Consider the following 12,557-nt stretch of genomic DNA (forward strand, 5'->3'; position numbering starts at 1 on the left):
GTGGTGCGCTTGATCACACGCCGTCAAACGACGCCAGCGCGCACGCGTTCAGCGATGTTGCGTCGCGACCCGCAGGCCTAGCGAAATGAAGATCGTGCCGATGATCTTGCCCTGCCAGCGGCTGAGCCACGACAGGCGCTTTACCAGCCGGCCGAGCGGGCGGATGGTCAACACGATCGCCGTCGTATAGGCCGCGCTCAGGCCGACGAAAATCAGCCCGAGCACGCTGAACTGCGCGAACGTCGAACCGTGTTCTGGACGCACGAACTGCGGCAGAAACGCGAGGAAGAAGAGCGCGGTCTTCGGGTTCAGCACTTCGGCGGGAATCGCCTGGAAGAACGCGCGTGACGGCGCGACGGCGGTCATCTTCGGCCGGGCCGCTTCCGGCAGCGCCGGGTCTGAGGGTTTTTCCATCAGCGCGCGCACGCCGAGATACACGAGGTACGCGGCGCCCACGAGCTTGACGACGTTGAACGCCAGCGCCGACGTCATCAGCAGCGCGGACAGTCCAACCGAAGCACACAGCGTATGAATGAAGTCGCCGCTTGCAATGCCGAGCCCGGTGAGAATGCCTGTCTTGCGGCCGCCCTGCACGGTGCGCGTCAGCACCAGCAGTACAGCCGGCCCCGGAATCAGGAACAGGCCAAGCACGACGGCTACGAACGTGCTGAGGGTCGTCAGATCGAACATGGTGCCTCCTTCCGGAATGACGCTTTACGCGTGTTTACGGGCATTTATACGCGACGTGAGCCGGCTCTGCGCGCGGCGGTGGATTCAGGCCGCGCGCAACCGCGCTTAATATACCCGGACTGTGCAAAGCGCGCAGAACGCCATCGCGAAGCGTTCACTTCACGCTCAATCCATCGCCGCGTGCGCAATCGCGCCGGGCTGTGCCGTCGCCGGACGGATCAGCAGGATCAGCGGCACGACAAGCAGTGTCGCGACGAACATCAGCTTGAAGTCGTTCAGATACGCGATCATCGACGCCTGCTGGTTGATCACCTGGTCGAGCACCGCCATGTTGAGGTTCGAGCCCTCCTGAAGCATCGGCCGGATCGCGGGGTTGAACACCGTCACGTTGGCTGCAAGGCCCGCATGCGCGATCTGCGTGTTGCGCGTCACCAGCGTCTGCACGATCGAAATGCCAATACTACTGCCGATATTGCGCGCGAGGCTGTAGGTTGCGGTGCCGTCCGCGCGCAGGTTGGGCACGAGTGTGGAAAACGCCAATGTACTTAGCGGCACGAACACGAGGCCGAGACCAAAGCCCTGAATCACGCCCGGCCAGACGATGTCGGACGCCGACAGCACGATCGTGTAATTCATCATCTGCCACAACGCGAACGCCGAAATCAGGAAACCGGCAAGAAGAAGCACCCGCGCATCCACGCGCTTGAGCAGCCGCCCCGCGATCAACATCGCGACCATCGTGCCAAAGCCGCTCGGCGCGGTGACGAGACCCGTCGTCGCGACGGGATAGTTCATCAGGTTCTGCAACATCGGCGGCAGCAGCGCACGCGTCGCGTACATCACCGCGCCGATCACGAAGATGAAACACGTGCCCGTGGCGAAATTGCGATCCTTCAGCAGTTCATAGCGGAAGAACGACTTCGCGCCCGCGGTTGCGGTGTGTATGAGAAAGAACGCGAACGCGAGTACGGCCAGCAGCGCCTCGATACGGATTTCCAGCGAGCCGAACCAGTCGAGCTGCTCGCCTCGATCGAGCATTGCCTGCAACGCGCCGATGGCGAGACTCAAGGTGGCGAAGCCGAACACGTCGAATTTCGCGTCGTGTTTTGCCGGACGCGAAGGCAGGAACGTCAGAACGCCGAAGAGCGCGAATGCGCCGATCGGCACGTTGATGAAGAACACCCAGCGCCAGTTGTAGCTGTCCGTGAGCCAGCCGCCGAGCGTCGGGCCGAGAATCGGGCCCACCATCACGCCCATGCCCCACACCGCCATCGCCTGGCCCTGCTTTTCGCGTGGATTGATGTCCAGCAGGATCGACTGCGACAGCGGCACCAGCGAAGCGCCAAAAATACCCTGCAGCAGACGCGACGCGACGATCTGCGTCAGCGTTTCCGAAAGCCCGCACAACGCCGAGGCGACCGTGAACCCCCCAATCGCTAGCGCGAGCAGCCGCTTCACGCTCAGGCGGTCCGACAGCCAGCCGGTCAGCGGCGTGGCGATGGCCGCCGCGACGATATACGACGTCAGCACCCACGTGATCTCGTCCTGCGATGCGGACAGCGTGCCCTGCATGTGCGGCAGCGCCACGTTCGCGATCGTGCTGTCGAGCGTCTGGATGAGCGTCGCGAGCATGATCGAGACGGTGATCATGGGCCGGTTGAGCGAAACGCCCGCGCCGTCCGGCTGTGTTTCAGATGACATGAGGGGGGGTCACGAGATAGCGTCTTATATAGTAAGCATGCTTATTATATAGATCGTCTCCCGCTGCGCAATCGGTAAAGACAATAACCGCACGCGCTGCTTTCATCCCGCAAGCCTTCGTATAATTGGCCGATGAAAACCCCATTTGAACAGCGCTTCGGCTTTCTGGTGTCGGACGTCGGACGCCTGTGTGGCAAGCGTTTCGACGATCTCGCGAAGTCGTCGCTCGATCTCACGCGCGCGCAGTGCCGCGCGCTCGCCTACCTGTCGTACTACGGCGACGTCAACCAGGCGCGCCTCGCCGATCTGCTCGAAGTGGCGCCGATTTCCGCGGGCCGCCTGCTCGAACGCATGGCGGAAGGCGGCTGGATCGAGCGTTCGACGAACCCGCAGGATCGCCGCGAACGACAGATCCATATGACAAAAAAAGCGGAGCAGACGCTCGGCCGCGCCCGCATCGTAGGGGACGAAGTCGCGGCCGAGGCGCTCAACGGCTTTAGCGAGGAAGAAACGCAGCAGCTGATATCGCTACTGCAGAGGGTGCGCAACAACCTGAATACGGTCGTCGATAGTTGAGTGGGGCTTTACACATGCCGACGCCCCGTATCACGCCAGGATGCCGGATATTGGCACAATTGCAGCACGACCGGCTCGACATGCCGGTTGCGCTGCAATCGTGCCTCCAGCTAAGGGCTTACGTGAGCGAGGTGTCCGCTAAACGGAACGACGCACGCCAGCCCAGTTGCTCGCGTGCCTTCGTGCTATCGATGTCGCCTTCGGGTTCAGCGATATTGAACACACCTTCGCTATCGACCTGAAGGACAAGCAGCGCGGCGTGCGCGGCGGCATCCACGTGCACGCGGGGCGTGGCAGGCGGCGCATCGAAACCGGTGCCCGGACCATAGAGGCGCCCATAGCGCAGCACGGTTCCACGAATATCCGGGGTGCGCAGCGTGAGTTCCTCAAGCGCGACGATGCCGCCGACGGTCGTCGCCGAAGGCGACTGTGGATCGAGATCCAGTGGCGCGGTTTCAGTGAGCGGCACAGCACCGTGGGCGTAAAACCACGCAACGCTTTGCGTAATCATCCGGTGACACCCGGCTTCCAGCGCGGCATTCACGAGATTGCGCGTGCCCTTCGTGCGGATCGCCGCGTTACGCACCACGGCTTCGGGCATACGCGTCTTGTCGAGGCCGGGCGGCAGGTCCGTCAACTGATGCACGACGGCGTCCGGCTGCACTTTCGCCACTTCGGCGCGCAACGCGTCTGCGTCGAATACATCGACGATCACGGGCATCGCCCCGTTCGCTTCGATCGACGCGGCCTTTCGCGCATCACGCGTCGTGCCGAATACCGCGTAACCCGCTTTCACGAGCAACGGCGTCAAGCGCGCGCCGATCGCACCGGCCGCTCCCGCCAGAAAAATCCTTTCCTGTGCCACGTCCCGACCCTCCTGAAGTGATCATCATCGCGAACCCGTCATCGACGGGGTAAGGGAAATTCTAACGTTTTAGCGACGATGGCTCCTCAGCGAACCCGAACCCGACGTCGAATGACACACTGACGTTCCCGTTCCAGTGCAGCGACGGTTCGCTTCTATCCACGTGCCCGGCTGATTTGCTCTACTTCGACGATGCATGCCGCGCCCCGCGGCATCGCCTGTCGCCTGAATGGAGCGTGCATGTCTTCCGATCCTCGTCCCGATCAACTGGTGCTGACCGTCGCGTGTCCGAGCGCGGCGGGCCAGGTCGCCGCCGTCGTCGGCTTTCTCGACCGGCATCATTGCTATATCGACGAGCTCACTGTTTTCGACGACGACCTCAGCGAGCGCTTCTTCGTGCGCTGCGTGTTTCATGGCGTGGATCGCAACGAAACGCTGCAGCTGCAGGCACTGCAACGCGAGTTCACACCGATCGCCGGGCACTTCCAGATGACATGGGCGATGCACGACGTCGGCACGCGGCCGAAGGTGCTGATCATGGTGTCGAAACTCGAACACTGTCTTGCCGATCTGCTGTTCCGCTGGCGCATGGGCGAACTGAAGATGGATATCGTCGGCATCGGCTCGAATCATCGCGACCTTGAACCGCTCGCGCTGCAGCACGGCTTGCCCTTCCATCATCTGCCGGTCAGCGCCGCGACGAAGCCGCAACAGGAAGCGCGCCTGCTCGATCTGTTCGAGACGTCCGGCGCGGAACTGATGATCCTTGCGCGCTATATGCAGATTCTCTCGGGCGAAACGAGCCGCGCACTCGCCGCGCGTGCAATCAACATCCATCATTCGTTTCTGCCCGGCTTCAAGGGCGCAAAGCCGTATCACCAGGCGCATACGCGCGGCGTCAAACTGATCGGCGCGACCGCGCATTTCGTCACCGACGATCTCGACGAAGGTCCGATCATCGAACAGGTGGTTGAACGCGTCGATCATTCGTACAGCCCGGAGCGGCTGCTCGCCACCGGCCGCGACGTCGAATGCATCACGCTGGCACGCGCGGTGAAGGCGTTTATCGAGCGGCGTGTGTTCATCAACGGCGATCGCACCGTCGTGCTGCAATAAGCGAAAACGCCGCTTTTTCAGCGGCGTTTTCTCTTTCTCCAGTGACGTTGCCGCGATGCAGTGCGGATTCAACCGGTCAGTGCAGCGCGTGCGTCACTTCACCCAGCTATCCACCCGATCGCTGTGCGCGCTGATCCACGCATCCGCGGCGGCGGTCGGCTTCTCGCCGCTCTGGGTCGCCAGCATCACGCTGTCGATCTCGCCCGGTTTCCACTGGAACTTCTTGAGAAACGCGACGACTGACGGCGCCTTCTTCTCGAGTTCCGGATTCACGACGCTATCCACATGTTCCGCTTCACCGAACACTTTCTTCGGGTCGTCGAGGAATTTCAGCTTGTACTTCGCGAACATCCAGTGCGGCTTCCAGCCCGTCACGATGATCGGCTTGTTAGCGGCTTCCGAGCGCGCCAGTTCAGCAGTCATCGCGCTGCCCGAACTGGGCATCAACTGATAGTCGAGCTTGTAGGCCTTGATCGCTTCGCTGGTTTTCTCCATCACGCCCGCACCGGCATCGATGCCGACAATGCGTGAGCCGAACTCCGCCTTCTTCGCTTCCAGATCGGCGAGCGTATTCACGTCGGCGTTTTCCGGCACGATCAACCCGATTTTCGCGTCGTTGAAGTTCGTGCCCAGGTCGATCACCTTATCCTTGAAGTTGTTCCAGTACGCGCCGTGCGTGACAGGCAGCCACGCGGACAGCGTCGCGTCGAGGTCGCCGCGCGCCACGCCCTGCCACATCACACCGGCCGCGACCGGCACGAGTTGCACCTGGTAGCCAAGGCGCTTCTCGATCACGCGCGCGGCCACGTTCGTGGTCGCCACGCTATCGTCCCAGCCTTCCACATAGCCGATCTTGATGGTCGGCTTCGTATCCGCCGACACGCTCACGCTGCTCGCCGCCAGCGCCGCGCTCATCGCGCTCAACACCAGTATCTTTTTGATCAGTCTCATCGCCGTTCTCCCGTTTACCATCCAGACAACCATTGAGCATTCAGCATCGCCAGCCAGAATTGCCAGGTAGCGCCGATTTCCGACATCCAGTTGTCCGCAAGCGACCTGCAACGCCCGCGAACAGCAAATGCACCGTGTGCCGCGCTTACTTGTCGACGACCAGATCGCTCAGCGGCTTGCTGCAGCACAGCAGCACCATCCCCTGATCGATTTCGCGCTGACGAATGCCGCCCGCGTGCTTCATCGCGACCTCGCCCGACACGAGCTTGACCTTGCAGGTACCGCACATGCCCTGCGTGCACGACGACGGCAGACGCACGCCGGCTTTTTTTGCCGCATCGAGTACGTGCTGTCCGCTGGCGCACTCGATCTCGCGATTGCTTTTAGCGAAGCTGACCTTGAATCTGACGTCCGTCTCGACCGGTGCCGGCCCGGACGCGAACCCGGCTGACTGCTCCCGCGCGTCGACAGAAGTCGACGACGTCTGCAATGCATCCGCCACGTGCGCGTCCGTCGATTGCGTGAGCGCTTCACTGACTATTTCACTGACCGTTTCGAACGAGAAGCTTTCCTCGTGATAATGCACGCGGTCGAAGCCCCCCTCCTTCAGCAGATTGCGCACCGCCTGCATATACGGCGCAGGCCCGCAGGTGAAGATTTCCCGCTCCAGAAAATCCGGCGCGATCAGCTTGAGCAGCGGCAACGTCAGAAAACCGGTGACACCTGGCCAGTTCGTGCGCGTGCCCACCCGTTCGCAAACGAAAGCCGTGCGGAAATTCGCCTGGTTCGATGCGATCAGATCGAGTTCGCGCGCGAAAATGATGTCGTCAGGCGTGCGGGCGCTGTGCACGAACACGATATCGCTGTCTTCGCCGAGCTCGTGATGCGCGCGGCTCATCGACATCAAGGGTGTGATACCCGAGCCCGCCGAAAGATACAGATACTTGCGCGCCGGATGCCGCGCGCAGGTGAATTCGCCGGACGGCCCCAGCACGCGCACCTGCATGCCAACGTGCAGATTGTCGTGCAGCCAGTTCGACACCTTGCCGCCCGGCACCCGCTTCGTCGTGATCGAAATGGTGTGCGGGCGGGTAGGCGGCGACGAGATCGTATAGCAGCGGTTCACCGGCTCGCCATCGATCTCCAGTTCGAGCGTAATGAACTGCCCCGGTTCGAAAACGAACGCCCGCCCGGACGGCGCACGAAAGAAGAAGCTCTTTACGTCATGCGTTTCCTGCCGGACCTGGCAGCACACCAGCGTGTCGTCGGTATCGCTGTCCCAGCGCGCCGGCAACGTCTCCCAGAACCGCGGCTGCGTGACGCGGCTCTGAGCCGCATCGGGATGGGGCTGAAATGCGGCCTGATCGCGCATCATTGTTTTCTCCGGCACCTGGTTGCGGCGTCACGCTCAGCGCTTGAATGACACGATTTTTTCATCGTGCGAAACCGGCGTTTCGCCGGCATCCGTGGTGTGCGGCGCATTGCTGTAATCCGCCATGCGGCCGATGTACCACGCGCAGAATTTCTCGACGAGTCCTTCGGTGAACGGCGAGTACGGGCCCGGCTCATACGCGCTGCTGTTCGCGCCACGCTGCGAATACTCGACGAGCGTGCGGTCCTGGTCGTTGGTCGCGCGCCATACGGCCGTCAGGTTGTCCACGTCGTAATCGATGCCTTCGCGCGCGTCCTTGTGCACAAGCCATTTGGTGCGTACCAGTGTTTTTCCGGCCGACAGCGGAATCGCCGAGAAGCTGACGATATGGTCGCTCATGAAGTGATGCCACGAATTCGGCTGGGTCCAGAACGACAGCCCGCCGAGGTCGGCCTGCTCGAAACCGCCGAGCAGTTTCTTCGACGCCACGCGCGCATCCAGGGTTTGCGATTCGCCGTCGCGATCGAGCGGCAAACGTTGCGCGCGAAAGCCGCTGACAAGATCGTCGAGCCGGTCGATTTCCGCCGACGGCAGCTTCATCGCTTCCCATTGCGCGGTGCGGCGCGCCACGGTCGCTTCAAAAGCGGCCATGCCTTCTTCATTGGCAGGCGTGCGCTGATAACCGAACCCGTATTCGTACAGGGAAACAGTCAGCTCGGGATGGTTCGCGACGCAGTGATAGCACTCGCGATTGTTCTCCATCGTCAGCTTCCAGTTGCCTTCCTCGATGATGTCGATCGACGCGGCGACCTTGCAGTTCGCCAGCTCGTGCGGCAACAGGTACGGCTCCATCGCGGCACGCATCACCGCGAAATCCGCGGGCGGCGTGTCCGCGAGGCAGATGAAAATCAGCCCGGCGAGGTTCTCGACGTGCACCGTCTTCAGGCTATGTTTGCAGCGGTCGAACTGATCGCCCATGTGTTCGGCGAACATCAGGTCGCCGGTCAGGCTGTAGGTCCAGCTGTGGTACGGGCACACGATATTGCCGAGCGAACCGCTGCCGGCATTGCACAGCCGCGCGCCGCGATGGCGGCACACGTTGTGGAACGCGCGCACCTGCATGTCGTCGTCGCGCACGATCAGCATCGAATCGTTGCCGATTTCGACCGTGACGTAATCGCCCGGCTCCGGTACGTCCGGTTCGACTGCGACCTGAATCCAGTGTTGCCGGAAGATCGCGTCGAGATCGAGCGCGAAAATGTCCTCGCTCGTATAGAACGGCGCTTCCAGCGTATGGCCTCTTTTGCGGCGTTCGATCATCGCGCGAACGTCTGCGGAAACTTTCATTGTGTGCTCCGTTGCGTGTCTCGTCTGGCGCCGCGCCAGGCCCTCCTGGTCGCATGCTGGCCGGAACCGGAAATCAGTAATCCACGAGTTGATGCTCGCGCAAATACGCGAGGATCACTTGTGCTTTTTCGACGGAACTCCCTTCAATTACGACGTTGCCGCCGCGGCTTTCCGTCGTGGTCGCCGAAAGCATGCGGGCGTGGCCGGAGCGTTTTTCGGCGGCGGCGAGGCGCACGGGCCTGGCGGTGGCCGGGCGGATGGTCCAGGCGAGGTGGTCAGCATGGGTTACGGCCTGCACCGGAACCGCGCGGATCGTGCCTTCGCGCAGGCGTGCGTACGCGTACGTCGGCGTCGCGTTTGCCATCGGATGCACGGCGATCAGCGCTGGCAGATCCACTTCCACCCGTCGGCGCAAACCCTTCGGCATGAACTGGCGGATCTCGGCGCAATCGTCGCGAATCGTCAGATCGACGGCCGCGCCGACCAGAGGAATCGCCAGCGCATTCGCGACGCGATACGGCAGCATGCCGCTGTCGAACGCGCCTTCGGCACGAGTGCCGGTCAGCACCAGGTCGTAGCCCTTCAGGCGCGTGGCGAGCGGCGGCGCCGCATCGGTTTGCCATTGCGGTATCGACGACAGGTCGAGCACTTCGACGCTGCGCGCGCCCAGCGCGAGATATTCGCTTAACGCGGGATTCGACGGGTCGCCGGCATGCAGCACGTCGAGCGTCGCGGCGTGCTGTTTCGCGAGCGACAGCGCGAGGCTCAGCGCGGTTGCGTCGTTGCGGCTGTAGCGCGCCGTGCCACTCACCGGATGGCGTCCCACTGAGACCAGTACCGCGATTTTCATACGAGCGCTCCTTCGGCAACGGCCGCGGAATTCAACTGCGCGGCGCCCGTGCCGTGCGTGCCGCGCGCGGCAGCCGCTGCCTCCGTCAGTGCCGCGATGGTTTCGCGCGCGTCGGCGATCACGGTCAGGTCCGCGCGTCTGGCGATCGGTGCGCTGGCGTCGAGATTGACGGCAATCACGTGCCGGCAATCCTTGATGCCCTGCAGATGCTGCACCGCGCCGGAAATACCGAACGCGATATAGACGCTCGCCTCGACAGTCTTGCCGGTCGCGCCGATCTGCTTGTCGCGTGTGAACTTGCCGTCGTCCACGGCGACGCGGCTTGCGCCGATCGCGGCGCCCAGCGTGCTCGCCAGATGCTCGAACGCGGCGACATCGCTCACGCCATTGCCCGCCGACACGATGAAATCCGCTTCTTCCAGCGCGAGTCCGGCAGCGTCGGTCTCCTCGATGCCGAGATCGCGCACCACGCCTCTGGACGACACGGGGGGCTCGCCGTCGAAGCGCCACACCACGCGTTCACCCGCACCGATAAACGGCAATTTCGGATCGACCGCGTTCGGCGCGAGCAGAACGACTTCGGGCAACCCGCGCGAGGCGAATGCACTATGTGCCTGCACGTAAGTCGCGACATGCGTCGCGTCGATCTCGACGACATGCGTCGCGACGTTTGCATCGACGGCAGCCGCATAACGACGACCCAGATCGCCGTCGCCGGTTGCGTTGTCGGGCATGAAAACATGCGCTGGCGCATAGGCCGCAATGCACGCGGCCAGTGCGTTCAATTCGTCGACCGGCGCAAACCGGCGGCGGTCGAACATCGACAACTCGATCAGCTTGTCGGCGCCGGACGCAGCCGCGTCGCCGGTGAACTCACCGAATATCAGCAACACAATTTCGGTTTGTGCGTCCGCGATCAGCGCCGCGGCGGCCAGCGTCTGGCGTGCGTGATCATCGAGCGCGCCACGGTCGGCATGCGCGGCGACCAGCATCGCGCGCTGCGGCGTGGCCGTGGTGCGACGCGGCTTCGGCAGCTCACGATGTGCGGAACCAGGCGCAAAAAATCCGGCCAGATCCGCGGCACCGGCAACGCCTGCCGTGATGCGCTTGAGCCCTTCCGCGGTGATCGTGAACGGCCGGCGCGGATCGATTCGTTTCAGACTGTTCATCGCGTTACTCCAGCGCCGCTGCAACCAGTTCGGCGACGTCGAGCACTTCCGGACGCGGGCCGACCACGCCTTCGAGCATCGCCGTGCAATTCGGGCAAGCCACCGCGACGATGTCGGCGCCGACCGCGCGCGCGTCGTCGATACGGATGTCGGGAATGCGTTTCTTGCCGGGAATATCGGTCAACGGGGCACCACCACCACCACCGCAGCAACGCCCACGCATACCGTTGCGCTCCATTTCCACCACCTCGATGCCGATGGATTTCAGCAGCCGGCGCGGCGCTTTCGTTTCACCGTTATAGCGACCCAGATAGCACGGATCGTGATACGTGATCCTGCGGTCCGCGAATGCGGCGACCGCGCGCACCGACAGCTTGCCGCTGGCAACCAGCTCCTCGATCAGCGCCGTGTGATGCTGCACTTCGTAGAAACCGCCAGGCGCGCGATATTCATTACGCAGGCTGTGCAGCACATGCGGGTCGGCGGTCACGATCTTGCGGAACGCGTACCGCGACAGCGTGTCGATCAGCTTGTGTGCGAGCTGCTGGAACGTGGCTTCGTCGCCGAGCCGCCGCGCGGTGTCGCCGGTATCGGTTTCGACACCGCCGAGCACCGCATAGTCGATGCCCGCGCGGTTCAGCACCTTCACCAGCGCGCGCAGCGTGCGCTGATAACGCATGTCGAACGCGCCTTCACCGGCAATCAGCAGCACGTCCACCGGGCGCCCGGGCTGCGCGACCTGCACCTGCAGATCGACGGCCCAGTCGTAACGCGCGCCGATGTCGTAGCCGTTCGCGCTGCCGGTCTCGCGCAGGTTCGCGAGCGTGATGGGCCCTTTGCCCGGCACGTTGCCTTCGACCAGCGTCTGGTTGCGCCGCATGTCCACGATCGCATCGACGTGCTCGATCAACATCGGACACTCCTGCACGCACGCGCGGCAGGTCGTGCACGACCACAGCGTATCCGCTTCGATGAGGCTCGAAACCAGCAGCTTGCCCGGCGCGCCGCCGTGCTGGCCGAGCGGAATGCCGGGCGTCGGGCTGCCCGCGTATGCGGCGTCCGTGCCGCCCACCATTCCGGTGACGAGGTCCTGGATCAGCTTCTTCGGATTGAGCGGCTGACCGGCGGCGAACGCGGGACACGCGGCTTCACACTTGCCGCACTGTACGCACGCATCGAAGCTCAGCAACTGGTTCCAGCGAAACTCAACCGGCTTGCCGACACCGTATTCCTTTGCATCGAGCAGCGGCGCCTTCAGCGCGGTCGGCGGCACGACGTCGTTATCGTTGCGCCCGGTAAAACGCTCCTGACGCGGATGAAACGCGAGATGCAGGAGCCCGGCGAGCGCATGCTTCATCGGGCCTCCGCGCGCGGCGCCGAAGGTCATCGTGAAAGCACCCACGCCGATCAGCAACGCGACGATCACCGCGAGCGCACCCGACATCGCGGCCGCCGGCAGCGCGATAAAAAGCGCGAGACCCAGCGCGAACGACCCGAGCAGCAGCGGCAAATGATCCCACGGTCCGCGCGAGAGCCGTGCCGGCGCCGCCTTCGCGCCATGCCGCCGGCGCCAGACGAACACCGCGCCCACCAGCATCACGAGCGCCGCGAGAAAGATCAGCCTGTCGAGCCACGGCGAATAGATCGCGAGCCCGTAGTTGACGAACACCAGCGCCATCGCGAGGATCGCGCCGCCCGCGGTCGCCATGTGCGTCTTCGCGATGTACGGATCGCGTGCAACCACATGATGCAGGTCCACGAAATAGCGCTTTGGAATCGCAAGCAGATTCGCCCAGCCGTAGGCGCCCGCTGCCGTCGCACGGCCCGCGCGCCAGTAAGCGGCGCGTCTGGCCAGCGCGAACGCGAGACCGGCCACCGACAGCCACAGCAGGGCGGTGATGACAAACACGGGGCTCATCG

11 protein-coding genes are annotated in these 12,557 nt (G+C 63.5%); 2 read left to right on the forward strand and 9 right to left on the reverse strand.

Features of this window, described 5'->3' with window-relative positions; translation table 11 throughout:
* Positions 1-48: 48 nt before the first annotated feature.
* Positions 49-690 (reverse strand): LysE family translocator, encoded by a 642-nt coding sequence (locus tag LPA37_RS08430; RefSeq protein WP_229012256.1) that lies wholly within the window; start codon positions 688-690, stop codon positions 49-51.
* A gap of 165 nt (positions 691-855) precedes the next feature.
* A complete protein-coding gene (locus tag LPA37_RS08435; RefSeq protein WP_228981052.1) occupies positions 856-2,391 on the reverse strand; it encodes a DHA2 family efflux MFS transporter permease subunit in 1,536 nt (511 codons plus the stop codon).
* A gap of 132 nt (positions 2,392-2,523) precedes the next feature.
* Between LPA37_RS08435 and LPA37_RS08440 the strand changes: the two genes are divergently transcribed.
* Positions 2,524-2,967: a MarR family winged helix-turn-helix transcriptional regulator gene (locus tag LPA37_RS08440; protein ID WP_228981050.1), complete on the forward strand. Its 444-nt coding sequence runs from the start codon at positions 2,524-2,526 to the stop codon at positions 2,965-2,967.
* Positions 2,968-3,085: 118 nt separating this feature from the next.
* On the opposite strand, the gene LPA37_RS08445 is transcribed toward LPA37_RS08440, so the two are convergent.
* The gene (locus LPA37_RS08445) at positions 3,086-3,832 is read right to left on the reverse strand and encodes an NAD-dependent epimerase/dehydratase family protein (RefSeq protein WP_229012257.1); all 747 of its coding nucleotides are present in this window, start codon (positions 3,830-3,832) and stop codon (positions 3,086-3,088) included.
* Positions 3,833-4,072: 240 nt separating this feature from the next.
* Here LPA37_RS08445 and purU point away from each other — a divergent pair, with 240 nt between their 5' ends.
* The gene (gene purU, locus LPA37_RS08450; protein WP_228981045.1) at positions 4,073-4,948 is read left to right on the forward strand and encodes a formyltetrahydrofolate deformylase; all 876 of its coding nucleotides are present in this window, start codon (positions 4,073-4,075) and stop codon (positions 4,946-4,948) included.
* Between the two features lie 93 nt (positions 4,949-5,041).
* Here the strand turns inward: purU and LPA37_RS08455 are convergent, their stop codons facing one another.
* The 6 genes from LPA37_RS08455 to LPA37_RS08480 form a co-directional block, all read right to left on the reverse strand.
* Positions 5,042-5,899 (reverse strand): glycine betaine ABC transporter substrate-binding protein, encoded by an 858-nt coding sequence (locus LPA37_RS08455; protein ID WP_229012258.1) that lies wholly within the window; start codon positions 5,897-5,899, stop codon positions 5,042-5,044.
* A gap of 145 nt (positions 5,900-6,044) precedes the next feature.
* Positions 6,045-7,274, reverse strand: coding sequence for a hybrid-cluster NAD(P)-dependent oxidoreductase (locus LPA37_RS08460; RefSeq protein ID WP_229012259.1), 1,230 nt, complete (start codon positions 7,272-7,274; stop codon positions 6,045-6,047).
* A gap of 33 nt (positions 7,275-7,307) precedes the next feature.
* Positions 7,308-8,618, reverse strand: a complete 1,311-nt coding sequence (locus LPA37_RS08465) for an aromatic ring-hydroxylating oxygenase subunit alpha (protein WP_229012260.1) — start codon at positions 8,616-8,618, stop codon at positions 7,308-7,310.
* Positions 8,619-8,691: 73 nt separating this feature from the next.
* Complete coding sequence (locus LPA37_RS08470; protein ID WP_229012261.1) at positions 8,692-9,468, reverse strand: electron transfer flavoprotein subunit beta/FixA family protein; 777 nt, start codon at positions 9,466-9,468, stop codon at positions 8,692-8,694.
* The gene (locus LPA37_RS08475) at positions 9,465-10,637 is read right to left on the reverse strand and encodes an electron transfer flavoprotein subunit alpha/FixB family protein (protein ID WP_229012262.1); all 1,173 of its coding nucleotides are present in this window, start codon (positions 10,635-10,637) and stop codon (positions 9,465-9,467) included. Before LPA37_RS08475 ends, LPA37_RS08470 begins: the two co-directional genes overlap by 4 nt.
* A gap of 4 nt (positions 10,638-10,641) precedes the next feature.
* Positions 10,642-12,555, reverse strand: coding sequence for a (Fe-S)-binding protein (locus tag LPA37_RS08480; RefSeq protein ID WP_229012263.1), 1,914 nt, complete (start codon positions 12,553-12,555; stop codon positions 10,642-10,644).
* Positions 12,556-12,557 lie beyond the last annotated feature (2 nt).

This window comes from Paraburkholderia gardini, from assembly GCF_907164545.1.
GTDB classification, from domain to species: Bacteria; Pseudomonadota; Gammaproteobacteria; order Burkholderiales; family Burkholderiaceae; genus Paraburkholderia; species Paraburkholderia gardini.